At 47.3% G+C, this 24,311-nt stretch carries 28 protein-coding genes; 15 read left to right on the forward strand and 13 right to left on the reverse strand.

From position 1 onward, the window contains the following. Nucleotides 1–175 precede the first annotated feature (175 nt). The 3 genes from AC1RR2_RS19200 to AC1RR2_RS19210 are packed head-to-tail and all read right to left on the reverse strand — an operon-like array spanning nucleotide 176 to nucleotide 4,935. Nucleotides 176–2,056 carry an AAA family ATPase gene (locus tag AC1RR2_RS19200; RefSeq protein ID WP_493223889.1) on the reverse strand — a complete coding sequence of 627 codons (1,881 nt, stop codon included), beginning with the start codon at nucleotides 2,054–2,056 and terminating at the stop codon, nucleotides 176–178. Nucleotides 2,057–2,104: 48 nt separating this feature from the next. After that, nucleotides 2,105–3,883: a restriction endonuclease subunit S gene (locus AC1RR2_RS19205; RefSeq protein WP_493223890.1), complete on the reverse strand. Its 1,779-nt coding sequence runs from the start codon at nucleotides 3,881–3,883 to the stop codon at nucleotides 2,105–2,107. After that, nucleotides 3,880–4,935 (reverse strand): PDDEXK nuclease domain-containing protein, encoded by a 1,056-nt coding sequence (locus tag AC1RR2_RS19210; protein ID WP_493223891.1) that lies wholly within the window; start codon nucleotides 4,933–4,935, stop codon nucleotides 3,880–3,882. Before AC1RR2_RS19210 ends, AC1RR2_RS19205 begins: the two co-directional genes overlap by 4 nt. Before the next feature lie 265 nt (nucleotides 4,936–5,200). Here AC1RR2_RS19210 and AC1RR2_RS19215 point away from each other — a divergent pair, with 265 nt between their 5' ends. Together AC1RR2_RS19215 and AC1RR2_RS19220 are read left to right on the forward strand one after the other, a co-directional pair. Then, a complete protein-coding gene (locus AC1RR2_RS19215) occupies nucleotides 5,201–5,998 on the forward strand; it encodes a tetratricopeptide repeat protein (protein WP_493223892.1) in 798 nt (265 codons plus the stop codon). Continuing rightward, entirely contained in the window at nucleotides 5,995–6,399 is a 405-nt protein-coding gene (locus tag AC1RR2_RS19220) for a hypothetical protein (RefSeq protein WP_493223893.1), read from the forward strand. Before AC1RR2_RS19215 ends, AC1RR2_RS19220 begins: the two co-directional genes overlap by 4 nt. Nucleotides 6,400–6,505: 106 nt before the next feature. Here AC1RR2_RS19220 and AC1RR2_RS19225 read toward each other — a convergent pair whose 3' ends face one another. From AC1RR2_RS19225 to AC1RR2_RS19260, 8 genes are all read right to left on the reverse strand, one after another. Then, complete coding sequence (locus AC1RR2_RS19225) at nucleotides 6,506–6,775, reverse strand: hypothetical protein (protein ID WP_493223894.1); 270 nt, start codon at nucleotides 6,773–6,775, stop codon at nucleotides 6,506–6,508. Beyond that, the gene (locus tag AC1RR2_RS19230; RefSeq protein WP_493223895.1) at nucleotides 6,772–7,326 is read right to left on the reverse strand and encodes a hypothetical protein; all 555 of its coding nucleotides are present in this window, start codon (nucleotides 7,324–7,326) and stop codon (nucleotides 6,772–6,774) included. The genes AC1RR2_RS19225 and AC1RR2_RS19230 overlap by 4 nt, the downstream gene beginning before the upstream one ends. Beyond that, on the reverse strand, nucleotides 7,323–9,209 hold the full coding sequence (locus tag AC1RR2_RS19235) for a ParB/RepB/Spo0J family partition protein (protein ID WP_493223896.1): 1,887 nt from the start codon (nucleotides 9,207–9,209) through the stop codon (nucleotides 7,323–7,325). The genes AC1RR2_RS19230 and AC1RR2_RS19235 overlap by 4 nt, the downstream gene beginning before the upstream one ends. A gap of 17 nt (nucleotides 9,210–9,226) precedes the next feature. Beyond that, complete coding sequence (locus AC1RR2_RS19240) at nucleotides 9,227–9,526, reverse strand: hypothetical protein (RefSeq protein ID WP_493223897.1); 300 nt, start codon at nucleotides 9,524–9,526, stop codon at nucleotides 9,227–9,229. A gap of 7 nt (nucleotides 9,527–9,533) precedes the next feature. Next, complete coding sequence (locus AC1RR2_RS19245; RefSeq protein WP_493223898.1) at nucleotides 9,534–9,827, reverse strand: hypothetical protein; 294 nt, start codon at nucleotides 9,825–9,827, stop codon at nucleotides 9,534–9,536. A gap of 196 nt (nucleotides 9,828–10,023) precedes the next feature. Then, entirely contained in the window at nucleotides 10,024–10,215 is a 192-nt protein-coding gene (locus AC1RR2_RS19250; protein WP_493223899.1) for a hypothetical protein, read from the reverse strand. Next, entirely contained in the window at nucleotides 10,208–10,369 is a 162-nt protein-coding gene (locus AC1RR2_RS19255) for a hypothetical protein (RefSeq protein WP_395008567.1), read from the reverse strand. The genes AC1RR2_RS19250 and AC1RR2_RS19255 overlap by 8 nt, the downstream gene beginning before the upstream one ends. Before the next feature lie 137 nt (nucleotides 10,370–10,506). Next, on the reverse strand, nucleotides 10,507–10,815 hold the full coding sequence (locus AC1RR2_RS19260; RefSeq protein ID WP_493223900.1) for a hypothetical protein: 309 nt from the start codon (nucleotides 10,813–10,815) through the stop codon (nucleotides 10,507–10,509). A gap of 143 nt (nucleotides 10,816–10,958) precedes the next feature. Here AC1RR2_RS19260 and AC1RR2_RS19265 point away from each other — a divergent pair, with 143 nt between their 5' ends. After that, the gene (locus AC1RR2_RS19265; protein ID WP_493223901.1) at nucleotides 10,959–11,315 is read left to right on the forward strand and encodes an Arc family DNA-binding protein; all 357 of its coding nucleotides are present in this window, start codon (nucleotides 10,959–10,961) and stop codon (nucleotides 11,313–11,315) included. Nucleotides 11,316–11,348: 33 nt separating this feature from the next. On the opposite strand, the gene AC1RR2_RS19270 is transcribed toward AC1RR2_RS19265, so the two are convergent. Together AC1RR2_RS19270 and AC1RR2_RS19275 are read right to left on the reverse strand one after the other, a co-directional pair. Next, entirely contained in the window at nucleotides 11,349–12,203 is an 855-nt protein-coding gene (locus AC1RR2_RS19270) for a hypothetical protein (protein WP_493223902.1), read from the reverse strand. A 56-nt stretch (nucleotides 12,204–12,259) separates the two neighbouring features. Continuing rightward, nucleotides 12,260–12,601, reverse strand: coding sequence for a helix-turn-helix domain-containing protein (locus tag AC1RR2_RS19275; RefSeq protein ID WP_493223903.1), 342 nt, complete (start codon nucleotides 12,599–12,601; stop codon nucleotides 12,260–12,262). A gap of 320 nt (nucleotides 12,602–12,921) precedes the next feature. Between AC1RR2_RS19275 and AC1RR2_RS19280 the strand changes: the two genes are divergently transcribed. The 12 genes from AC1RR2_RS19280 (at nucleotide 12,922) to AC1RR2_RS19335 (ending at nucleotide 24,307) form a co-directional block, all read left to right on the forward strand. Then, on the forward strand, nucleotides 12,922–13,389 hold the full coding sequence (locus AC1RR2_RS19280; RefSeq protein WP_493223904.1) for a YmfL family putative regulatory protein: 468 nt from the start codon (nucleotides 12,922–12,924) through the stop codon (nucleotides 13,387–13,389). Then, complete coding sequence (locus AC1RR2_RS19285) at nucleotides 13,386–13,820, forward strand: hypothetical protein (protein WP_493223905.1); 435 nt, start codon at nucleotides 13,386–13,388, stop codon at nucleotides 13,818–13,820. Before AC1RR2_RS19280 ends, AC1RR2_RS19285 begins: the two co-directional genes overlap by 4 nt. Beyond that, a complete protein-coding gene (locus AC1RR2_RS19290; RefSeq protein ID WP_493223906.1) occupies nucleotides 13,817–16,309 on the forward strand; it encodes a VapE domain-containing protein in 2,493 nt (830 codons plus the stop codon). The genes AC1RR2_RS19285 and AC1RR2_RS19290 overlap by 4 nt, the downstream gene beginning before the upstream one ends. Nucleotides 16,310–16,688: 379 nt before the next feature. Continuing rightward, entirely contained in the window at nucleotides 16,689–17,048 is a 360-nt protein-coding gene (locus tag AC1RR2_RS19295; protein ID WP_493223907.1) for a hypothetical protein, read from the forward strand. After that, nucleotides 17,041–17,421 (forward strand): hypothetical protein, encoded by a 381-nt coding sequence (locus AC1RR2_RS19300; RefSeq protein WP_493223908.1) that lies wholly within the window; start codon nucleotides 17,041–17,043, stop codon nucleotides 17,419–17,421. Before AC1RR2_RS19295 ends, AC1RR2_RS19300 begins: the two co-directional genes overlap by 8 nt. A gap of 429 nt (nucleotides 17,422–17,850) precedes the next feature. Continuing rightward, nucleotides 17,851–18,213, forward strand: a complete 363-nt coding sequence (locus AC1RR2_RS19305) for an HNH endonuclease (protein ID WP_493223909.1) — start codon at nucleotides 17,851–17,853, stop codon at nucleotides 18,211–18,213. Nucleotides 18,214–18,307: 94 nt separating this feature from the next. Continuing rightward, nucleotides 18,308–18,829: a phage terminase small subunit P27 family gene (locus AC1RR2_RS19310; RefSeq protein WP_493223910.1), complete on the forward strand. Its 522-nt coding sequence runs from the start codon at nucleotides 18,308–18,310 to the stop codon at nucleotides 18,827–18,829. Then, entirely contained in the window at nucleotides 18,829–20,586 is a 1,758-nt protein-coding gene (locus AC1RR2_RS19315) for a terminase large subunit (protein WP_493223911.1), read from the forward strand. Before AC1RR2_RS19310 ends, AC1RR2_RS19315 begins: the two co-directional genes overlap by 1 nt. Further along, nucleotides 20,587–21,864: a phage portal protein gene (locus AC1RR2_RS19320; protein WP_493223912.1), complete on the forward strand. Its 1,278-nt coding sequence runs from the start codon at nucleotides 20,587–20,589 to the stop codon at nucleotides 21,862–21,864. Further along, a complete protein-coding gene (locus AC1RR2_RS19325; RefSeq protein WP_493223913.1) occupies nucleotides 21,854–22,552 on the forward strand; it encodes an HK97 family phage prohead protease in 699 nt (232 codons plus the stop codon). Before AC1RR2_RS19320 ends, AC1RR2_RS19325 begins: the two co-directional genes overlap by 11 nt. A gap of 9 nt (nucleotides 22,553–22,561) precedes the next feature. Further along, nucleotides 22,562–23,800, forward strand: a complete 1,239-nt coding sequence (locus AC1RR2_RS19330) for a phage major capsid protein (protein ID WP_493223914.1) — start codon at nucleotides 22,562–22,564, stop codon at nucleotides 23,798–23,800. 75 nt (nucleotides 23,801–23,875) lie between these two features. Then, a complete protein-coding gene (locus AC1RR2_RS19335; protein WP_493223915.1) occupies nucleotides 23,876–24,307 on the forward strand; it encodes a hypothetical protein in 432 nt (143 codons plus the stop codon). The last annotated feature ends 4 nt before the right edge of the window (nucleotides 24,308–24,311 follow it).

Raw genomic sequence — 24,311 nt, forward strand, 5'->3', positions numbered from 1 at the left:
TTCGCTTTATGGCTGGGGATAAGTTTTCAAACACCAGTTTTCAAATCCTTCACCGACTGCCTTTCTCCCGCCTTCATAAGTTTGTCTTTAAACGTCTTTTCTTAATCTATTGCGAAGCTGACCCCAATCGTACTAAATCATGATGCTGCCGTTAAAATTCTACAGTTCATATTGGTCATTTTTGTACATCCTTAATCCTTTCAAATAAAAGTGAGAAATTAGAAAATTCTTCTGGATCAAAAAATTTGCAAGCATTCGAAAAATCAACCTTTGCTTGTGAAGTTCCGCTGATCTCAAAAACAATTGAATCTGCGATAATGGGTGAGCCCTTTAGCCCGTGTTGATTTAAAAGGTCGTCCTTGAAATAGTGCTCAATGGATAAATGCCGATAAATCAAGTTTGATGCTGAGGCAAAAATTTCACGTCCGCTGGGTATTGGTAATAAAATTGCGTGCATTGGTTTCGATTTGTGAAGGCGATGAAGGCCATCTTTCCCATTGGTAAATGCTTTTTTCGATACACCATTAAACTGTTCGTTTCCAATTCTGTCATTATCAAAAACAGCAATTACAGTTCGATCTGTGACTATCGATAAAAACTCAAAGCAGCGTCTTAATGGTTCTGCGCCACCATTGCGATCCTCGGGATTTGGCTCAACACCACAAGGAATTGGTTCGAACGGAATAGGGCTTCCTGGATTAAGTTTTTCCCATGCTGTGCGTATCAGAGTTGCGTCAGTTTTTCCTTCTACAAGTAATGCTGGCAACGTCGTTTCATTTACCTTTATTAATACCTCATTTTGGTATTTTTTTGTGGTTGAGAATACGTCAAAAGCAGTCAAGAATTCTGAGTAAGTTTCCGGCGTAATCAGACCACCATCAGGCATTTCTCTGATCTCGAATTTCTCAGACCCTAGTACATCTTCTAGCCCTAGAGCAACCAAAGGTGCATGAACGCTGAAAATAAACTGAATTTTTCCAAACAATGATATTAGTTTCGGTAAAGCCGAATATTGCAATCCTAAGTGTAGATGCAAGTCAGCTTCATCGATGACAACAATCCCGGGGATCTCCTGCGTGTTAGAAAAATTGATGGACGATAAATCTGCATCTCGAATAATTGAAGCAAACATGCAAAATAACGCGCTTTCTCCAGCCGAGAGGCTTAATAAATCTTTGATGAACCTAATTGCCTGTCCATCGCGAGAAATAGTCACACTTATGATTCTGTTTGTTCTATCACCAATGCCAAATTGCAATAGGTCGGTGTCTTGTTGACATAACACCCGCTTGAGAATTTCTGTTATTGCATTGAACACAGCGTGACTTTTTCCAGGCTTAGGTATACGTACCTCAGCTATACTTCCAGCGTAATTTACCGGAACTCTCGTTGAAACGTGCTCACTTACCATCATGTCAAAGACAACAGAGAAGAGCCAATCCAAAGTGATCTTGAGTCGATTCTTGGATAAGATTTTTCTGGCTGTTTTTCCTTTTGTTCTGATTGCCTCTGTAAGTTGAAGTTCGTTAGATAAGTCGCTAACGTTCATCCAGTCTGGTGGTTCAAAACGGTCTGCTGGAAAAAAAAGAAAACAGCTTTCTTGAAGTTCTTTTTCAAGAAGGTGAGTTTGCTCAAGTTCACCCATTGGAAGTTCAAAAAAGCTTGATTCTGTCGCTGGTATTCGCTCCCAAGAAACATCTATATTTGCAAGTTCAACAGATGTTCCACATTCTTGTTTCGGCATAGTTAACTGCCATTCGATTAAAGAGACGCCTTTTTCAAATTCTAGTTTTGCAAAGTAGAAATTTTGATTCTCATGAATACCTAAAGGAGAACGAAGTCGAAATACCCGCCCCTTTTCGACCTCTGTGTCTTCATATACTCGCTGTTTCATAACAAGTAAGGCGTTAACTATAAAAGAAATTACTGTCGACTTTCCGCTACCGTTGCGACCAACAAATACGATCGGCATGGGGTTTTCGCCATTGAACGGTAAAGCCACATCCAGTTGTTTAATTGGACCAGTGTTTTTTAATCGAATTGAACGAAGATACATTTGCTCTCCATCTTGATAATTGTCTAGATAAATTTGGAAAAGGATAATTCAGGCGAGGGCGTTTTCTACAAATACATCAGCTAATATTTTTTGTATTTGATTTAATTCTATGATGCGGGACTTTAGTTGTTCACAGAGGAGCATTAATTCCTCTAGCTTAGAGACTATGCGGTGTTGTTCCTCGAGCGGAGGGCAACCTAAAATGAGATTAAGTATCTGTTCTCTCGTCACATTTTTCATCGAGCTACTTGTCCCGCCGGCGTGGAGTGAATAATAGGCTCGCGCAAATGGTGAGGCATTTACAAGATTGATGAACTGCTTATCGCAAAGTGAGGAAAGGCGAAGCCTGACGATTTTATCTGACAGCATTAAATTGGGTGGGCACTCGTCGATTACGACGCTTCTTGCCACTAATTCAGCGGTGTTGGCTCTGGATATTAGAAAGTCGCCTTGCTCAACAACACAGTCTAATCTTGCCTCTAGTGATTTTGGTAGTGCCTTATTTTCATCAGATAAAAACTTACCCCAAGACACAGCGCTAACTTTCAAGACGCCCCAATCAGTACCATTGCGTGGATATGCTTCACAGCTCGGGCTCCAGCCAGAGTCACTCTTTTCTACAATTGTACCGAGCCTAGTCCATTCCCAACCTTTGGGGAGATCAAAAGACTTTTCATCCTCACCGATCCGTGCTAACGGTTTGTCTTTCTTGATCGCCCCCTCAGCAACCAACTTCGCTTTCTCGTCCTGTATCCGCTTAAGCAACTCACTAGCCGGCTCATCGTTCGGGTCTTGCGGTACGAGTTTGCCCGTGACTGCTAGTTGTAGCAAGGTTTGTTTGAGGGCGTCTATGCTGGATTCTGTGGTGAATAGGGTGTCGAAGTGCGTGGCGATGCGTTGCCAGTTGGCGTTGAAGTCTTCCGCGTCTTGCGATTGCGTGAGCGTGCTTAACAAGTGGCTGACGAGTTGTTCGTGGGCGTCGGCGGCGTTGTTGTGTTGGGCTTCTAGTTGGTCGCATAGCGCCATTAGTTCGTCTACTTTGGTGACTATGCGGTGTTGTTCTGCGATTGGTGGAACCGCTATTGGAAGTTCAGATAGCTGCCCAAGATATATTCCTTTTTGAGCTGTTCCTTTTCCATGCTCGTCGTAATATGCGAGGCAGTATGGTGAAGCTAGGTGCAAGCATAAGTAGTGCGGGAACAGTCCTGTCTTTATAACCGCGACACTACGTTGTAAGACGAACTTTGGTGCATCTTTAGGCACAACTGCCGGACGACCTAGAGAGGCAACAATAGTCAATAACACATCGTCAGGTTCAATCTGAGTTCGTGCATCCTCTAGCTCAAAATCTTCGTGTGTTACGAAGCGTGATGGCGTGCTGAAATCAATTTTACCGAAATTCACGTTCTGGCTACTTAACATAGGTATGCCCGCTCCAGCATCTTTTGGAGGGTTGTGTGAGCCATCTGTAAGTTTGGTCGAGAGAGTTCCGAGTTTTTCCCAACGCCAGCTCGTTGGAATCTGAAAAGGGGGTTCGCCGGAATCAAAATCCGCTGTATTTTTACTCTTTTTGATTTGTTTATTTGCGAGCAGAATCTTTTTTCTTGCGTTGATTCCGTTTAAAAAATCGCTTACCGGCTCGTCATTTTCATTTTGCGGCACCAACTTCCCACGCACCGCCAATTCTAAAATCAATTCACGCAGTTTCTTAATGCCATACACGCTATTCGCATTACCCGAAGTGCGTCCGCGTCCCGATTTTTTTTCGGTGTCTGCTGCTGTCCAAATATCGAGATGATCTGTGATCAGTTTATGGACTGCGCTCATGCCTGTTCTCCTGCTTGGGCGTTTTCTAATACGGCGCGGTCACGTTGTAATTCGGCTTGCAATTGTTCCTCGGTGGGCAAAAAGGCGCGGTAGCGGCTGGCGAACAAATGTTCACTGTCGGCTAGTAGCGAGTATTTGGCGACGGCTTCATTGCGTTCTGAGCAGAGGATAAGACCTAGCGTGGGGTTGTCGCCTTCGCCTCGGTATTGTTCTTCAAACACGCGCACATACATATCCATTTGGCCTACGTCTTGGTGGCTGAGTTTGCCGACTTTGAGATCGACTAGTAAGAAGCATTTGAGCAAGTAGTTATAAAACACCAGATCAACAAAAAAATCATCGCCCTCTACGCGCAGATGTTTTTGTCTGGCGACAAAGGCAAAGCCCTTGCCTAGCTCTAGCAGGAAGCTTTGTAACTGGCCTAGGAGATTACTTTCTAATTCTTTTTCAAAGAGGGTGGCGCCGGGTTGGGCACCGATAAATTCAAGTACATAGGGATCGCGGATAAAGTCGCGTGCAGCATTGGCATCAGTGGTAGCGTTGGGCGCATGTTCGGCGATGAGAGCAATTGCTTCTTTTTGTACTGCGACCTTGTCTTGGCTGGAGAGCAGGCGTTCGTAAAATAGGGTGCTGATTTGGCGATCTAAGGCGCGTACGCTCCATCCTTGGGTCGCTGCTTCATTGGCATACCAATCGCGCGCCGTCTTATCTTTGATGCGAATTAAGACCTTGTAATGGGACCAGTGTAATTCTCTCCACAGTGTAGAGAGAATTGGAAACTCAAGATAAAATTGTCGAAAACTCCACAAACTTTGCGGCGAAAAGCCTTTTCCATATTCGGCGCTGAGCTTTTGCGAGAGTTGTTGCAGGGTTTGCTTACCGTATTGCGCACGAGCAGCACCGCCTTGCTCATCTTCTACGATTAAACGACCGATATGCCAATAGCTTTGCACCATGACATCGTTAATGGTGTGACGAACTTGTTGCTGGGCGCTATCAAGGACTAGCCGAACTTGTTCGTATAGCGGTTGAATATTGACTGGCGCTGTCATGATTAAGCATCTCCTTGCAAAGCTTTTTGTAAGATATCCTTCAGTTTCCCACGGAGGGAATCAAATCCTATTGTTTGATGCGGCTCTTGAGAGTTTTGGTGTAAATTTGGTGTAGTGCTCAGTATTTCTTGCGTTTGGTATTTGTCACTACACTTGTCTAATTTCTGAAATGTTTGTTAGGTCGTAGAATTGAAATTATGCTAGATTAGCGAAAGATTAGAACTTCGAAAATCTGTATCCGAAAAAACATAAAAAGTGTAAAGAAATGGTCGCACCACAGCCTCTTTTGAAATCTATCGAAATCTTTAATGACATTTTAAAGATTGTTGATGCTCCTTTTAATGATCAATTAACTGTTCGCCGTTTTAAAGTCGATGCAAGACGACTCATAAGCTCGGGAGTTGAAGGGATGTCCTATTGCTACGCATCGCTTGGTTTGCTGGCGCTCATTGAAAAAGATAAAGACAATGTTATCAGTAACATTGATAACGCGATTCGAATTAACCCTAATGATTTTTCTGTCAGGAACGTGAAAGCGCTAGCTTATCGAAAACTCGGAATGCTCCGAGAGGCCATGGATACGTCGTTGGAGAGTGTCGCGAAGTCTTTAGGTGATAAGTCGGCTGTGCACGAGGCCATTGTTAATTCGCAGCGAGCGGGTTTTTTCACTCAAGCTTCAGAGTTCATTGAAAGATATGCGAAATTGACTGTTAATGATTCCACGAATGTGCTGAAAAAATTCCACGCTCACAATGATGTTGTTCTGGCCAATGTTTCCGAGAAGAAGATTGATGATCGAACGATCATTGACCGCATTGAGGTTGCGACCAGTGTGATTTCTAAGAAAGGTTTTTGGATTTGTGAGACAGACCAACTTTTTTTTCACGATGGTTCATACTTTATTCATTTCTACGTGGATGAAGATCAGGATACATGCACGAATTTGAACTTTGAGATAGCCGAGGAACTTGTTGATAGATTCGACGACGTTTATATGGAACTGTTCACAATCAGGTGTAGACCTTTTTCTACTTATTCTCAGACACAGTCTCTATACAAATGAGCGTTAATCCAGAAGACTTTTTGTTTTTCGCATCCGCTATTAAAAGCGATTCAGCGGAGATTGAACTACGTAATGCTTGTTCTCGAATCTACTACTGTGCTTTTCACAGCGTCACGAAAGTGCTTAAATTTTGCCCTGATAATTCGCACCTTTCTATGCCAAGTCATGTTCGAATCACCGAACGACTTATGGCAAATGGCACTAAGGAAGCTAAAGCTATCGCCTATGTTCTTGCCTCCATGAAGCAGATTCGTGTTTGTGCGGATTATGAAATTTCAGATCCTTTTGATGCGCATTTTTTTTCAGAGATGAAGTCAACAATGGGGCGACTTAGTGAAAAAATTGATCTGTTTGTTGCTTCGAGTGAGCCTTTAAGCCGAGTTGAGATTAGCAAGTCATAAAGCCTTCTAGGAGAGTGGGCGTTTTCCCTTTTGCTTTGCTGGTTTGCGCCATATGAGCTTTGTACATTTGATTAGCAAAAAAGCCCGCGACTTGCGGGCTTTTTTGTTAGTTGCGCTCTTGGTGTCTCTCTACCCAAGATCGTACTTCTGATTCCTTGTACAGCGGTTGTGAGCGTTTGACGCCTGCTGCTGGTATGCGGATCGCTTTTGGAAACGATGGCAGGCAGGCGATACGTTCACGGACTGTTGAGGCATCGCGTTTTAAGTAGGCTGCAATGTTCTCTATTGACCAAAGATCGTCTTCAATGCGCACTGGTGGTTGAATCTTACTTGCTACCGCTGTTGCTAGTCGGTCTAACATTTCTATTTCGCTCATGATTTGCTCGCGGTCTTCGGTGTTGGGAAATGCCATTTGTCCATTGGCGCTGGCTTGCTGGCGGCTTCTTGTCTTGGCTGTTGAACCTTATTAGCCGCAACATCAATTAATGCTTTGTAGTAGTCAATTGCTTGGTGCGTGTGGTTGCATGAATCTTTGAACGCATACATTACTTCATCGTACATAACTTGCGCGGCCTGTCGCTTCACTGGCTCTTGTGCTTGAGTGTCAATCATGCGAAAGTGAACCCACCAAGCTCGACCACCATCGATGCACTGGCCGTTGCGGTCGTCGTTTACGCTGTCGTAAAGTACATGCGTCACGAATACTTCGGTGGCGCCCGCATCATGAAACCACTGAGCGACGTGCGTGGAGTCGTGAAAGCTTGCATCCCAGATGTACAAGACTGCCTGCCATAAACCAACGTCGTCTTGAGAGATAATCGCGCATTCACCAAGTGAACCTGCGGTCGGGCAAGTTCCTTCGTGCATTTTTGAATTGATTAGCTGCAGGAGATCTTTTATTGAGATTTGTTTTTTATCGTCGCTCATGATCCGCTCGCAGTCGTCGGTGTTGGGAAAGGCCATTGCTCGATAGGTGCTGGCTTGCTGGCGGCTTCTTGTGCTGCTTTGTCGGCTTTGGATGGGCGGCCACGTTTCTTCGGCGCTGGTGTGGCTTGTCCTTCTTCGTCGGCCTGTTCTGTCGCCGGTGCTTGAACTGGTAAGGCTGGCTCTTGTTCTGCTGTTGTGATGTCGATGCCTTCATGTTGCGCAAAGGAGTGGAGCAAATCGAATTCTTCATCCTCGCGATTGAGGTAGCCGCTGTGATTGTGCCAGCCGCGTGGAATGCCGATATCTCCAGCTACGTAGTCGATCAGGAGTTGTTGCAATTGCTCACATGACGCGCTTTCGATGAATTCGATGCGGTCTTGTTCGGTGGCCATGCTTTGACCATAGAATTCGTCGTGTATTGACGACGGTACCGCAAAGTACATTCCAACTTCAATTTGCTTCATGAAGACGCGCAGTGATTCTAGACTAAGCTGGCCACGTGCACGGATCGCTTTGTAAATGCGAATACGCTTGATCTCTTCGTTGACCAAGTCACGTTGGCGATTGCTTTCTTCGGCTGATTTATCCAGTGATTGCGTACTTGTGTCGGAATCGTCGCCGTCCTCACCATCGTCGAATGGTTTATAGTCATCGTCACCTTCTGTATTCTCGGCGGCATTATCTGCTTGTTCAATTGCCTTCGTTTGTGCTTGGACTTCGGTTTTGCAAAAGCCTAAGTCTTCTAAGGTGATTTGAACATGCAATGCGTTGTAGATGCTTGTTGGTACGCCATTGACGACCGCGACAGCGATTGGTTCTGGTAGTTTGTCTGATCCAATGGCATCGATCACAGTTTTGTTTCGGTCAGCGTTGTTGATGAGGCGTGAAAAGTGAAACAGGCGGGTGCCGTTGACTGCATAGTTGTCACGCTTTTCGTTTGCGTAGCTGATGGCTTTTCGTGCCTCGGCGTCGATCAAAATAGTGATGTTGTTTCGCTCGGCTCTTTCAATGATCCTTGCGTTGTGCGCGATCACTTTTTCTTGGTAGCATTTTGGATCTGTGCAGATGTTTTTGTCGAGGTCTGCCAAGTCTGGATCGTTGCCGGTGCGCTTTGGACAGGCTTTGCATGAACCTGAATCTGGCGTTAAAAACGTGTCGGTCGTAGAAAAGATTGCTGTCTTCAAGTGGACGTTGTAATTCGCTTGGATGTGTTCGGTGGCATCGCGATAAGACATTGGTTCGCCTGTGCCATATTCGTCAATGATCTCATTGAAGGCTTCGACTTGAATCTCTGGTACCGGAATGCGAGCGATAAGTAATGCGAGCGAGCGCGTGAACTTTTTGTTCTCAAAAAACTCATCACGCAATTCTTTGCAGAGATTACACAGCTTCAGCGTGGCGTAAATCTGTGATCTGGATTTGCTTAGTTTGTCTGCCAGCATGTCTGCTGTGTAGCCACTGTGCAGCATGAGCGCTTGATAGCCTTCGGCTTCTTCCATTGGGTGTGGATCTTCACGTTGCAGGTTTTCGATTAGCTGTAGCTCGGCTGCTTGGGTGTCGCTGAGATTGCGGATGATCACATTGATCGAAGTCAGCTTGGCGATATTGGTTGCGCGATAGCGACGTTCACCGCATACGATTTCGTAGTGCTGTGGTTCTTCTTCAGTTGGTTCGACTGGACGTACTAAGATTGGTTGAATCAGGCCGTTGGCTTTGATGTTGGCGGCGAGTTCTTTTAATGCTGCTAAGTTGAAGCGTTTGCGGTTTGTCTTTGAGATACGAATATCCAAAACCGGCAATGAGTCGAAGCGGCTGTCTGTCGCCAGTTCGTCAACGACGATGGTGTGCGGGTCTTGTCCGATGATTGCGTTTGCTTGTTCCATGATGTACTCCAAAAAAATTATAAGGGCGTGATGCTGGTGAATAGCGGGGTGAGCCATGATTGCTTGTCTGGCGGTGGTGGCTTGTCACGCACCTTGTAAATTCGCACTGGTTTTCTGCCTCGTTTTTCGTAGCCGGCGATGCAGATTGCACGTTCACTTTCGAGGGTGTCGAGCATCCCTCTTAGCGTGGTTGCGGCGAGAAATGGATAATCGTCTTGCAGCTCAGCGAGCAACATTGTTGGCGTGAGTGATCGAGCGCCCATTCGACAAACGATGTCGTTCATGATGATGGGGCGGTTGCGTCGTGTGATTCCCATGATCGCCTCAGCTTGCACGTTTGCTGTCGATTGACACGGCCATAAAGCGGCGGTCGTTCGTCTCTGGTTTGAGTACGTCTGCAGGGCTAGTCATGAAGATGATTTCTTGTGAAATTGGTGCCGCTCTCAGCTCATCCAACGGCATGGTCACAGTAATGCCAGGTAGCTTGTGTTCTATTTCAATGACGGCCATCTTGCGACCGTTGCTGATGTCATTGACGATGTGGAAAATTGTGCCGGTGAGGGTGGCACCATCTTTCTCAAACTTGACGCGAGATCCGCGAGTGATTGGCTTGCTCATGATTCGTCTTTCTCTCCAAGCCTTGCCTTTTGCGCGTCGAATTGCCATTGATGGCGGCGTAAATAGGCTCGGGCTCCGTTGGTTAAAATGATCCGTTGGAGCGGATCGCTTAGCATGGCTTCGAGCGAGAGAGGGCGGGTTAGGCGGCTGTTGTATGCCGCTTTCAATGCCGCTTCATCTGGCTCGATGCGCGGCATTAGGTTTTGTGGGTCGGTGCAGACGTCTGCACTCTGCCCAAGTTGCGAGCGTTGATGTAATCGCGGCCTTTTAATCCTTCGAACTGATCGCGGCCAGTGGCGCGGGTGCGGGATAAAAAGTTATTGTCTGGTAGCTCGGTCGGCTGGCCGCGATGGCTTAGAAAATCAAACTTGGCTTTTGGCTTAAACATGGCGCACTCCCATTGGAGTGGCTGTGATGACTGCTGCGCCGTAGATATCCGTCATGTTCATGATCGCGTCGGCACTCGTGCTGGCGATTGCTGGCATGCGGATTGTGGTGTCACTGAGTTTTACAGTAACGATAAATGCGATTAGGTTTTTCATATTCGCTCCATCTAAAAAGTAGTGGTCGAATATTAGATAAATCTAAAAAAATAATCAAGAATTTTTTAGGAAAATCTAAAAAAAATGATTTACATGTTAAGAATCTTGTTTATTTACATGTAAATTTTTGAAGGAAGTCACAATTTATTCGTTTTTATGTGTCTTTTAAGTTCAGCTTCAATTGTTGAAATGAACCCGATGAGTTGTGCGCGTTTTAATTGATCGGCATTTTCTTGGGAGATTGCGTCCAAGATAATCGACGCTAAAATCGGCACGGCGTGCTCGCCGCCGGACAAATAGTTCATATATTCGACAGCCATTTCTTTGCCTAAATTGAGGTCATTATTGAAATCACCGCATGGTGGTGTGTCGAAAAAGTGACGGGAATTTGAGTTTTTAGGTTTAGAGATAAATGATAGATCTTCGATTCTTGTAAATTTCAGCACTTTAAATTTCCTTAATTCGTTTTATCTTCGACCATAAACAATATGATCAAGTGAGTCCCAATGCTAGGAATCTATCGAATTGTAGAATTGTAGGGCACGGTGCCATTATTTAAACAGAGGGCTATTCCTTGTATTCTCACTGAATGCAAAAATATGAACTTCTCACAGTATCTCGTGAATCTGAAAAATTTCAACTTCGCTTACCTGACGGTATGCGTCAAAAGATTTCCGTGCAGGCAAAGTTGAATGGACGTTCGATGAATGCAGAGATAATTGCAAGACTGACGTCCAGTTTCTGCGGAGACGAGGTGATTGAGAAGGAACTGCTTTCGCGACAAAGTGGATTAATTGCTTTCTTATGCCAGTGCATCGATCAGCTGTCGACTATAACTCCGTCTAGTGACGACGAAAAAGCAAAAATCGATCTGATCCTTGCTTTGTACAAAAGTATGTTTTCAGGTGGGAAGATTGAATCTGATATTCCCGGTGACGTGGAGTAAATCTGTAGCACAAATAGAAAGCAGTCGCGAAAATTATTCGAGTCTAGCCTTCGAGCGATCAAATCGCTGAAGAATTTCCTTGGTGCGTATATTAACGACCCAGACCTCTCTCATGAACATATTTAGATATTGAAAGTCGCCGCGATAGTCAATCGGTCGATCAATTGTAGGTTCTTCAGCTTTTGACTCACGTAACAAGTAAGGGCTTTCCAATTCTCCAATGAATAAGAGTCCGATGTCATCCATATTGGCTTTCGCCGTTTGTTGAGTGATGTTTGGAAGTCTCAATTCTATCTTTAATAACCCTGATGTAAAGTCAGGCGCGGCTATACCTTCAAGGTTGCGGATTGCGAGGCCAAGACCTTTTGCGGTACGTACACTGATGCGTCTCTTGACCCCAAAGTTATTTTCGCCCACGTAGCTCTTCCCATCGGTAGTAGTTACCTTGGAAAATGTAAAAGTTTCAATAAACTTTTCCTTTTCGGGACTGTAAATGCGCTGTAATGTTGATGTTAGGCACGCAACAATTAGATCAAGTTTGTCAGCGTCGTACTTTGTGTGGCATAGGCTCGGCGTTCCTGAGTCTTGGAAAGAAAAGCTGAATCCAAGTAGGCTATTGATTGGCATTGAGAAGATGCGTGGGTTTTCTGTTCGTGCTAGATAAGCTGCAGTGGTTTCGAATTGATCCTTTTTGAAATCAATCTTCTTGATAGCGGCGATGACTTTTGAGATATCGTGCTCTCCTGTCCATTTTAGTTTTTGTGAATCGATATCAAATGGAACTTCAAGAAAATCTAACGATTTTTTCTTTGCTACTTTCGATTTGTTTTCCGCGACGGCAGTTGACATGGAAATCAAAATGGCAAGGCCAATAATTACATATCGCATGTATGCAACCTTTTTTTGAAAAATAAATTATAAAAAAAGCCCAACTAAGGGCTTTTCTATTTGGTAATCGAAGTGTGGTTCGGTGAAAAGGTATTGATGATGGCCAAGAGTTGCTTTAATTCTGGTTCACTGAGTGACTCCATAATTTCAATTGCTCTCTTCATATCCGCGCTTTTGTTTGATGATTTGTCGGGTGCATCGTCGCCATTAATCAACCAATCGGGTGAAACTTTCAAGACATCACAAATTTTGAGAGTATTGCTTGCGGAGGGGCTAGTTGTAAGTCCTCCTTCCCACTCTGTGATCGTCGCTGGAGTAACGCCGATCCTCGATGCAAAGTGAGATTTCTTCAAGCCCTGAGCCTCTCGGGCGATCTTTAGTCTTTCATACCATTTCATCATCGTCGTATGCTAATTCAAAAAAAATTAGATTTGGCTAAAAATTTCTTGCTTAGTTTTTTAGATTAATCTAATATTTCGCCACTATGACGAAATCTAAACACTTAAACAAAGAGCATTCCGCAATCATCGACCGACTCGGTGGTACCGGGGCTGTTGCTCGCATCTTTGACGTTTCCGATCCGACAGTGTCCATCTGGAGAAAGACTCAAATTCCCAAAGCACGAATGATGTACATCAAGTTGGCGTATCCGTCAGTGCTCCAGGACGAGTGTAGTTCGTCATCAAACTGATTAAAACCATAAGAAAAGGAAAGCTCAATGAACATACGTCAATCACTGTTAGAAATGATTAAGAAGTTTCCGGGCGGCTGGGATGCGATGTGTGGTGCGCTCGGTATGAATCGGATCGCATTACAGAACCGTATTTACGAGTGCAAGGGCATGGATGTTGGCGTTAATACCGCGCTGCTGATGCAGGAGTTTTCTGGTACGACTTTGTTTGCTGAAGCGGTTGCGGCGGTGAGTGGTGGCACGTTTGTAAAGCTGCCACAGATCGATGCGATTGGTAATGAAGAGATCTCCGAAAAATTTCATGAAGCAATGGAGACGCTTGGCAAGCTGTCGATTGAGTATCGCGATGCTGTCAAGGATGGTGAGGTCAATTCACGTGAGCGCGAGAAGTTGAACGCGATCATTGATCAGATGCACATGACATTGAATCAGATTATGGCATTGACTGTGAAGGTGTATTGCCGTGAAACCGCTGCGAAGGGCGGTGACGAATGAAAAACCGTCAATTGCATCAAGGGTCGCCAGCGCATCGTGTTTTGTGTCGGTTAGTCGATTTGGGTGGGACTGCGGCGATTAGTCGTTTGATTGATGTGCTGCCAGCTGAGTATCAGCGTGTGTCGAAGATACGTGATCGAGTGATTGAACCGTTGCGTGAGCGTGGGTATGTGATCGAGCAGAGTGGTGCAGTTTTGAAAGCGACGCACGATGGTAAGGAGTATGCAGGTAGCTTTTTGCCGAAGGCTTTTCCACTTGCGGAAACATTTGAGGGGAAGCCAGCTGCGCCACGTATGCCTACGCCTTTTCGTCCGTTGGATGTTGCTAAGCTCGCTGCTGGCCGTCCGATCCGTGAGGGGGCTTTTGAGTATGCGTCTATTCCTTCGATGATGGGTGGTGCGCGGGTTTATCCGAAGGGTTCTAACAATTGAACCTCGACGATTTCAGCCGCGTAGCGGATGCACTTAATGATTCAATCGAATCTATTCTATCGAACTGGTTTGCTAACGGCGTAGTTATCGGTGCCGAGTTTAGCGTTGGTTCTATCTCCGGCGAAGCCGGCCAATCATTACGCATTCGAGTCAAAGGCGACAAGGTAGGGGTCTGGTCTGATTTTTCGACTGGCGAAGCCGGTCGCGATCTTATTTCACTATATGCCCTCAAGGAGGGCATGACGAATGGTAAGGCTTGCGTTGCGCTAGCGGCGCAGTTGGGCATCGAGCTTACTGATACGCGTCCAAGCGGGCAGGCTAAATATGATCCTATCGTCCCTAAAAAAATGCCGCAGAAATCAGCGCCTGCGCAAGCGGCACAGGGGGTAGAAAGGGTTAAGCCACGTACTGAATGGACGCCCATTTTGCCAGTGCCTGCCGAGGCTGGTGCTTATCCACGTGCGCATATCAAGCGTGGTCGTCCACAAATGCATTGGGAGTATCGTGATCAAGACGGCCAATTGCTCGGCGTGATCTATCGCTTTACCAATTCTGAAGGCGGTAAAGAGGTGCTGCCTTGCGTGTATGCAGAACATCCTGCGACTGGTGCGCGGGAGTGGCGTTGGATATCGTTTCGTGATCCACGTCCGCTGTATATCAAGGGCGCGATGCGCTCTGATTTGTCCGTGGTGGTGGTTGAAGGCGAGAAGTGTGTTGATGCAGCACATGACATCGTGGGTGATTTGTTTGATGTTGTGTCTTGGCCGGGCGGTGGTAAGGCGGTAGACAAGGCTTCTTGGGATTTGCTGGCTGGCCGTCATGTGATTCTGTGGCCTGACTGCGATTCAAAAGTGTATGCAGAGAAGCATCCGCAAGCGGGTGTGTTGCGACCGGAGAATGAACAGCCCGGAGTCGTCACGATGCGTAATCTCGCTGCGATCTTGGAGGGGCTGGGTTGCATCGTGGACGTGGTCGCAGTGCCTCCACCTGGACAGATTGCTGATGGGTGGGATGTTGCTGATCTGGTCGGTGATGGTGGCACACGTGATGAGGTTTTAGCGTGGCTAAAAGCGGTTCGTCGTGTTACGTCTAAGTCTACCGTCGATGAGCCTGAAACATCGCCTTCTTCTAATGATGTGCCTGAATGGATCAATGAGGCACCGATTGAATCTGGCATTTCTACCGCTCGTGCCGCTAGCGCAAGTGCAGTGGATAAGCGTCACATTCGCTTGGCGATGATTCAAACCTCGAATGGCGGGGTGAAGGGCTGTCGTGAGAACGTGTACACGGCGATGAAGCTTGATCCTGCCTTGCAAGGTTTGGTTGCACTTGATCAGTTCGCTTTGTTACAGGTGAAACGTAAGTTGCCACCGTGGCATTCAGAACTGGGTGAGTGGAATGAAGGTGATGATTTTCACTTGGGCATGTATCTCGCCAATAACTATGGGCTGGTGATTGCATCGGTGGGCGATATCGAAAAGGCGGTGGCACAGATAGCGCGTGAAAATGCGTTTAATCCGGTGACGAATTTCTTTGATCAATGCTATGCGGAATGGGATGGTCAATCACGCGTTGATGGTGCGTTTAGTCGCTATTGGGGCGCGTTAGATTCCGAATACATGCGCTTGATCTCGACAATGTTCTTTGTTGGCTTAGCGAAGCGTGCTTATACGCCAGGTGTTAAGCATGACTATGCACCAGTCTTTGAAGGCACACAGGGTAAGGGTAAGTCGACTGCGCTCTCGATCTTGGGTGGCGACTGGTTTGCTGATACGCCGTTTCGTATGGGTGAGAAAGATGGTTACTTAGCGATTCAAGGTGTGCTGATCTATGAGATTGCGGAATTGGAGCAATTCAATCGATCTGAGGTCACTGCGGTTAAGGCGTTTATGTCGAGCCGTGTGGATCGCTATCGTGAGCCGTATGGTCGTCGCATGAAGAACCAGCCACGTCGCACGGTGTTTGCAGCGACGACAAATCAAGATGAATACTTTAAGGACGCAACGGGTAACCGACGGTTCTGGCCTGTTGATGCGCGTCATTTAGATTTGGCAGCGTTGGAAGCTGATCGTGCTCAATTGATTGGTGAAGCGGTGCATCTGATGCAGCAAGGTGTGAAGTGGTATCCAACGCCGCAACAGCAAATCGAGTTGATATCGCCTCACCAAGAAGACCGCGAGTTGGCTGATGAATGGTCTGGTCGTATTTGGGAATACCTTGAAGGTTATGAGGCTGACGGAACTGTTCCAGCGTTTCCGAAACGTATTGATAAGGTGACTTCACGCGAGATTCTGACGCGAGCGTTGCACATGGAAATATCAAAGATCAGTGCTGCGAAGTCAGAGACCACGCGCGTCGGCAACATCATGCGCAAGTTTGGCTGGATTAAGAAGAAAGAAACCACTGGCGCTCGTGAGGGGTATTACTTGCGACCAGATGGCAACGTGTCGGGCAGTCAAGAGGGTGGTGATGATGACTTGCCACTTTAATTCAATCGCGTGTGAACGCGTTTCAATGGCATCTGTGCTTCAGAGATCGTGGGCGTTTTATACGTCTGCGGAAAAGGGTCAGATTGCTTTTGAGGCGTCACACGTCACACCTACGTCACACCTAGGTTTTTTAAGGTGTGACGTTGGAAAGCCGCATAAACAAAGGTGTTGGCACACGTCACACCTATTTGTTCGATTTCTCTCGTATACGTGCGCACACGCACACGTATACGCACGTGAGAGTTTTCCCCTTAAAAAATATTTTGAAACTATTAAAAAAAGGTTGGACAAGGTTGAACGTTGTACAGACCTAATGTTTATGCGGGTTTTGAACGTCTCACTTTTCTGTCACACCTTTTTGATTTTGGAGGTGTGACAGATGAGCCTTAGAGAGCAGATGCCTTTGACAGCACAGTTGGTCGATCAGATGCGATTGCAACATGGGAAGGGCTTTGTAGATAGCCAGATGAAGAAGGCTATCAAGGGTGATATGCGGTGCTTTTGGGCGCGTGAAAATGGGATTGAGGTTGGTACTCGCAATACGTCTATCACGTCGTCTTATGTGTTGAATGATCGGGGCATTTCAGTGCGGGTTGATCCTGATTGGATGATCGAAGCGCTGGCATTGGCTGAGCGCAAAGGAATTTTGATCGAGCGTGTGGATTTCAGTGATCCTGAAGAAGCGCGTGTGGTGGCGAAACAACTTAGATTGATTATTGAGGAAGAGAAAAATGGCTGAGAGAAGAGCGATACCTGTGTATGACCATCGTCCAACAACACCGCTGGATCAGTGCTTGGAGACTTGGATTGATTCGTATCGTCATGCTGATCTTGATGTGGGTTGTGGCAGTAGCTCGCGTCACTTGAACAGTGATGCGCCACCTTGTTCTGATCATTTGTATTCGAACTTGGATAGTAAAGTGGCTGAAGCGGTAGATGCAGAGGTCGGAGGTTTGCCAGCGCATATGCGTTGGGCTATCAAGAAATGCTGCGGTATCACCAATGTTTGGAACTTTCAATCATTGGATTTTGAAAAGGTTGTGGTTGACGCGAAACACGAACTTGAAAATAAATTGAAGAAAAATCTTGCCACGCGAATTTTCTTTGTTTAATATTCGTTTTGGGCGGGCGGAACTCGTCCAAACAAAAGTAAGCCTCGCTAAATGCGGGGCTTTTTTGTTTGTGCTTCCACCTGTTAAAACCTTGAAGCTGGCTTAGTGCAAAGGTAATTGGTCTGCGGACTAGCACGTAGCATCCGGTGGCAACGGACTAACAGATCAATTTGCCTTAACTTATTTCGTATGTGATGCCTCGACTTAGCAATGAGTCGGGGCATTTTGTTTTGTGTCTAGTGCTCTTGATCACATAAGAGTCAGGAACTACACGGCTGATGATTGCAATAGTAATTCTCGGGTACATCATGGAAACCTCTTTGTAATGTTTCTGGACGACCGAGTCTGGTTCAGTCATTAGCCGTGTAGTTCTCCTGATCGGAAACGGTCTTTGCCACCTTCGAGTGGCTTTTTTATTTGGTGATTCGAATGGCAAGCAGAGCGAAGAGTATTTGTTGCCACGCGGGTTGCGGCAAGTTGTTGGATACACCTGGCATGTGCGAGGCGCATGCAAAGCAAAAGCAAAAACAGTCAGATGCGCAACGTGGGTCGGCACATCAACGCGGATACACATCCCGATGGCAGAAGGCGCGAATCACATTCCTTCAGCGTCATCCACTTTGCAAACATCATGAGCAGCAGGGGCAAATCGTTGAAGCCACAATCGTTGATCACGTCAAGCCGCATAAGGGCGACCAAAAGCTTTTTTGGGATACATCGAATTGGCAACCGCTTTGCAAGCCATGTCACGACAAGAAAACCGCCAGCGAAGATGGCGGCTTTGGTCGGTAGGGGTAGGGCGGGTGAAAGTTAAAAACCTTTTGAGAAAAGACCGTGGTCTAAGTCAAATTTTTGTGTGCGCGAAAAAAAGGAAGGGGGGGTAAGAATGGGACGTAAAGCGATACCAACTTCCCTCAAGGTCATTGGGGGAAATCCCGGAAAACGGCCAGTCAACAAGAACGAATTTCGTCCAGTTGCTTCCGTTCCTGATTGCCCAAAGCACTTGCGCGGCGAGGCGAAGAAAGAATGGATGCGAATCACGGAAGAGCTTGGCGGTTATCAGATGATTTCAGCGGTTGACCGTGGCGCATTGGCGATGCTTTGCACGCAGTGGGCGCGATACGTTGAGGCCGAAGAGATGATCGCAGAGGCATCGAAGAAAGATCCAAACAATCACGGTTTATGCGTGGCCTCGCCAAATGGTCACATGGTGCATTCGTTTGCGCTAACCGCGAGCAATAAGGCAATCGAGATTTATCACAAGTTGTGTTCAGACTTTGGCTTGACACCAGCATCGCGTGTGAACTTGGCTCCAGCCACCACGCAATTGTCGCTTTTTGAACCGACTGTCGTTGGGAGTGAAACTCCAAGTGCACCAAAAACACTTGGTAGTTTCAACAAGCGCTGATGTTGCCGTTCATTGCGCGGGCAAATCGCTACGCGCAAGCGGTATTGTCCGGTGAAATCATTTCGTGCAAGTGGGTTAAAGCGGCGGCGAGACGGTTTCTTGACGATCAAATCCGCTCTGTCGAAACCAACTGGCCATACTATTTGGATGAGCAAGAAGGTACGCGCATCTGTGAGTTTGTAGAACTACTCCCGCATGTCGAAGGGGAGTGGGGTAAACCGATTTGGATTGATGGCTTACCAGTCAATCAGACAATCAAACTCGAAGACTGGCAGGTCTTTATCTTGGTCAACCTGTTTGGGTGGCTGGATAAGTCGACTAAGCTGCGTCGCTTCCGTCGTGCCTACGAAGAGGTGGCGCGTAAGAATGCGAAGAGCACCAAAGCGGCTGGCGTGGCGCTCTACTTGGTTGGTGCCGATGGCGAACCCGGAGCGCAGGTCTACAGCTTCGCGACAAAGAAAGAACAAGCAAAGATCGTGTGGAAAACCGCACGGGCAATGATGCAAAAAGAATCTGGTTTTGGTGAACTCGGCATGCAAGAGAACACCAGCGCGATTTATAACGTCGAAACTAACAGCGAATTCAAGGCTTTAGCGCGTGATTTTGGCTCATTAGACGGGCTAAATACGCACGGATTCATCGCCGATGAGGTGCATGCTCAAGCTGATCGTGGTCTGTATGACGTTATCGACAGCTCAACTGGTGCGCGTTCGCAGCCATTAGGATTTGCAATCACGACCGCAGGTAGCAATCGCGCTGGTATTTGTTACGAATTACGTACCTATACCACCAAGATTTTGAACGCTACGCTGCTGCGGCATAAGGGATTAGGTTACAAAATCGAAGGCGATGCGGTTGAAGACGACACATTCTTTGGGATCATCTTCACCATTGATGCGGATGACGATTGGCAGGACGAATCTTGCTGGCCTAAAGCTAATCCAAATTATGGAGTATCGGTCAAGCCTGACGACATGCGATCAGCTTGCAAAAAAGCCTCCGTGATGATGTCGGCACAAAATGAATTTCTCACCAAGCGATTGAACGTGTGGGTGAATGCCGATACCGCTTGGATGGACATGCGAGCATGGGATGCATGCGCTGATGAGACGTTAAAGATCGATGATTTTAAAGGCGAAGAGTGCATCGTCGCACACGATCTTGCGAGCAAAGTCGATATCGCTGCGAAGGTGCGCTTGTTCGGGCGTGACATTGAAGGCGTGCGTCACTACTACGCGTTTAGCCAATTCTTTTTGAACGAGCAAGCGATCACAGACGGTCGAAACTCGCAATATGAAGGATGGGCAAAGTGCAGACGTCTGTACAGCACACCTGGCAATGTCACTGATTTTGGTGTGATCGAAGATGAGTTCCTAGCGGACGCATCCAGTTTCACCATCGATGAAGCGCCATACGATCCGTTTCAGGCCACGCAGTTCAGCCAACGCATGATCGAGCACGGCTTGCCGATGATCGAAGTAGGGCAGACGGTTAAGAACTTCAGTGAGCCCATGAAATGGCTCGAATCGCTGGTGCTTGAAGGTCGGTTCCACTTTGATGGTGATCCCGTTTTAACGTGGATGATCAGTAATGTGGTCTGCCATCACGATGCGAAGGACAACATCTTTCCGCGTAAAGAACGAGCGGAAAACAAAATCGATGGCGCGGTGGCGCTCATCATGTGTCTGAACCGGGCGATCAACAAGGTGCCCGAAGCAAACATCAATGACTTTATTTTTGATCCGGTGGTCGTATAAATGACGATATTTAACAAAGCAATCAACTGGCTGGTGAAGTCAGTTGCGGGTCGAGTCGCGACCATACCAAGTGCGGTCGGTGGTAGCGACTCCTACTCTGGCGAACTCGTCACGCATCAAAGCGCGATGCAGATCGCCACCGTATGGGCTTGTGTACGCTTGATCGCAGAAACGATTGCAACGCTCCCAATGATCATGTACGAACGTGATCCCAAAGGAGGTCGCAAGGTGGCAGCCGAGCATCCGTTGTATCGACTGCTACACGACCAACCCAACGCCAACATGACAGCGGTCGAGTTTTGGGAAGCGGTTGTGTCGCAGCTGTGCTTGGTGGGTAATGCCTACGTGTTTAAGTCCTACGTTGGCACGCGCATCGTCTCTCTTGATCCGTTGAATCCAAACGCAATGGTCGTAAAGACCGATGAGAATGGTGATCTGTTTTATCTGTATACGACTGCGAAAGGCATCGTTCGTTACAGTGAAGCCGAGATCTGGCACATCAAAGGATTTGGTACCAACGGTCTTGTCGGTTTGTCGCCAGTGTCCTACGCACGCAATACCTTCGGTGCAGCAATGGCAGCAGATCGCGCATCCGGCAAACTTTTTGCCAATGGCATGAGAGCAGGTGGTGCGTTGACCATGTCAGGAATTCTGACTCCTGAGCAGCGTACTCAGATCCGCGAATCGATGGCGTCAAACCTTGCTGGCACTGCCAATACTGGAAAGCTGATGGTGCTTGAGGGTGGTGCAACGTATCAAACACTGTCGATGAATCCCGATGACGTACAGATGCTAGAGACCAGAGCGTTCAACGTAGAGGAAATGTGCCGTTGGTACCGCGTGCCACCGTTCATGATTGGACACTCAGAGAAATCGACAAGTTGGGGCACAGGACTAGAGCAACAAATGATCGGCTTCTTAACCTTTGCGCTCAGGCCATACCTCACGCGGCTAGAGCAAGGCATCAAGAAAAATCTTCTTAGTCCACCAGATCGGCTCAAGTTCTTTGCAGAGTTCAGCATTGAAGGCTTGATGCGGGCAGACTCACAAGGTCGTGCAGCGCTCTACGCATCAGCAGGACAAAACGGCTGGATGGATCGCAATGAGATTCGTGAATTAGAGAACCGACCGCCACGTGAAGGTGCTGATCAACTCACAGTACAAAGCAATTTAATGCCGATCAACTTGCTCGGCAAAACATCACCAGACAAAGTCGCAAAAGATGCATTTTCTAGCTGGCTTGGTCTACCCACTTTTGGAGAAAACGATGAATCGTAAAAACAAACCGGGCATGAAGATTCGTTGCTTTGATCTTGACGTGAAGTCGGTCAACACCGAAGGCGCATTCAAAGGTTATGGCTCCGTGTTTGGCGTGGTCGATAGCTACGGTGAAGTTGTCGCACCGGGCGCTTTCGCCAATAGTTTGAAAGCGCTAGAAGATAAAGGACGCACGATTCCAATTTTGTGGCAGCACCGCACAGTTGAGCCGATTGGATCATGGGTGAATCTCAAAGAAGATTCCAATGGTCTCCTAGGTGACGGTGAGTTATGGCTCGAAGAAGCGCCAAACGCAAAGGTCGCGTACAAAGGAATGCAAACACGGTCGATCACAGGTCTGTCAATTGGCTACTACGTCATCAAGTCCTCGTACAACGAGAAGACTGGCATTCGCACGTTAGAAGAAGTCGATCTTGTCGAGATCAGTATCGTCACTACGCCAGCCAACGACGAAGCCAGAATCGACTTGATCAAATCCAAGATCGCACACGGCAATTTGCCCGAGTTACCCGAGTTCGAAAAGTTCCTGCGCGAGGCAGGCTTTTCAAAAACGCAGTCCACAGTCATCGCAAACCGTGGCCTGAAACATTTGCTGCAGAGTGAGTCTGCCAGCGACCGCGAAAATGAAGTAAGCCTCGCGCCATTAGCTGCGCAATTAAATAGTTTTTCTCTCTCAAATCTTTTATAAGGAAACATCATGGGTAACATTCCTCATGCGCGTCAGTTAGAACGCAAAGCAGCCGGTGACCGTGCCGACGATCAATTAGAACTGAAGTCCATCCACGAAGGCTTAGCCAAGCGCGATGCCGAGATCACAGCCTTCTGTGAGAAGGCTGCGTTAGAAATCAAAGAAACGGGCAAGGTCAGCGCTGAAACTGCGGCATCAGTGAAAAAACTGTCTGAAGACGGCGTGGCGATCCTAGCGCGTCTCGATGAGGTCGAGCAAAAGCTAGCGCGTCGTGGTGGTGATCAAGACCAAGTCGTTAAGTCAAATGGTCAATTGTTCACAGATTCTGACGACTTCAAGTCGCTGCAAGCCAAAGGTCGCGGCATTGCCCGCATCGGGCTCAAGGCTGTTACTAGCATCACTAGTGCAACGACTGGCACTGGCGGTGTTGGTGCTGCTATCCGTCCAGATCGATTGGAAGGCGTTGTATCTCCAAATCTGCGCACGTTCACTGTCCGCGATCTGATCATGCCAGGTCGTACATCCTCAAATTCGATTGAGTATGTCCGTGAATCTGGCTATCAAAACATGGCAGCAGCGGTGGCAGAAGGCGCGACACGTGCACAATCCGACTTGTCATTCGAGTTGAAGCAAACACCAGTGCGCACCATCGGTCATTATGTCTTGGCATCTAAACAGGTGTTAGACGATATCCCGATGTTGCAAAGCTATATCGATGGCCGCATGCGCTATGGTCTTGCGTACAAAGAAGAACTCGACATCTTGGGTGGCGATGGCACAGGCCAAAACTTGTTGGGCATCACACCACAAGCAGCGGCATTCAACAATTCGTTGCGCAAAGTGAATGACACCAAGATCGACACACTGCGTCGTGCAATCTTGCAATGTCGTTTAGCAGAGTTCACACCGAATGCGATCATGCTCAACCCAGCAGATTGGGCAGAAATCGAGTTGCAAAAAGACTCGATTGGTCAATACATCTGGGTCAATGTCGGAACAGGTGCAGAACCTCGCATGTGGCGTGTGCCAGTGATCGATACCAATGCGATCGCACCGGATCACTTCTTGGTGGGTGCGTTCAATATGGCCGCACAAATCTTTGACCGTGAAGACGCAAGCGTCGAAGTATCGACCGAAGACGGTGATAACTTCAAAAAAGGGATGGTCACTATCTTGGCGCAAGAGCGCTTGGCATTGGCTGTCATGCGTCCTGAGTCCTTCATTTACGGTGCATTCACAGCACCTTAATTGAAGCCCTAGCGCAAGCGGTTTTTATTGACCTAACTTCGAGAGTGGGCAGAGCAATCTGCCCATTTTTTTACCATGAAAAAAATAAAGATTCTCAAGCCATTTCAAAGTGTCGGCGTTTGGTTCGCTGTCGGACAAGTCATTGAAGTGGAAGATCTACGTGCACGTGATCTGGTCGAGGCTGGCTTAGCCACAGAAGACCAAGATGTCGTCATAACGAAGCCAAGTTTAGCAACGCAAAACAAACAACGCCAATCGCCAGCAAACAAGAAGAAATCTTCACCAGCTAGCAGCAGTACCGATGGTGATGGTGCTGGCGGTACTGACGGCGGTACTGATGGTGGTACTGATGGTGGTACTGATGGTGGTACTGATGGTGGTACTGATGGTGGTACTGATGGTGGTACTGACGGTGGTTCTGACGGTGGTGCTGACGGTGGTGCTGATGGTGGTGCTGACGGTGGTACTGACGGTGGTGCTGACGGTGGTGCTGAAAACCAAAACTAAAAAG

Source organism: Undibacterium sp. GW821-FHT11H02, from assembly GCF_058808015.1.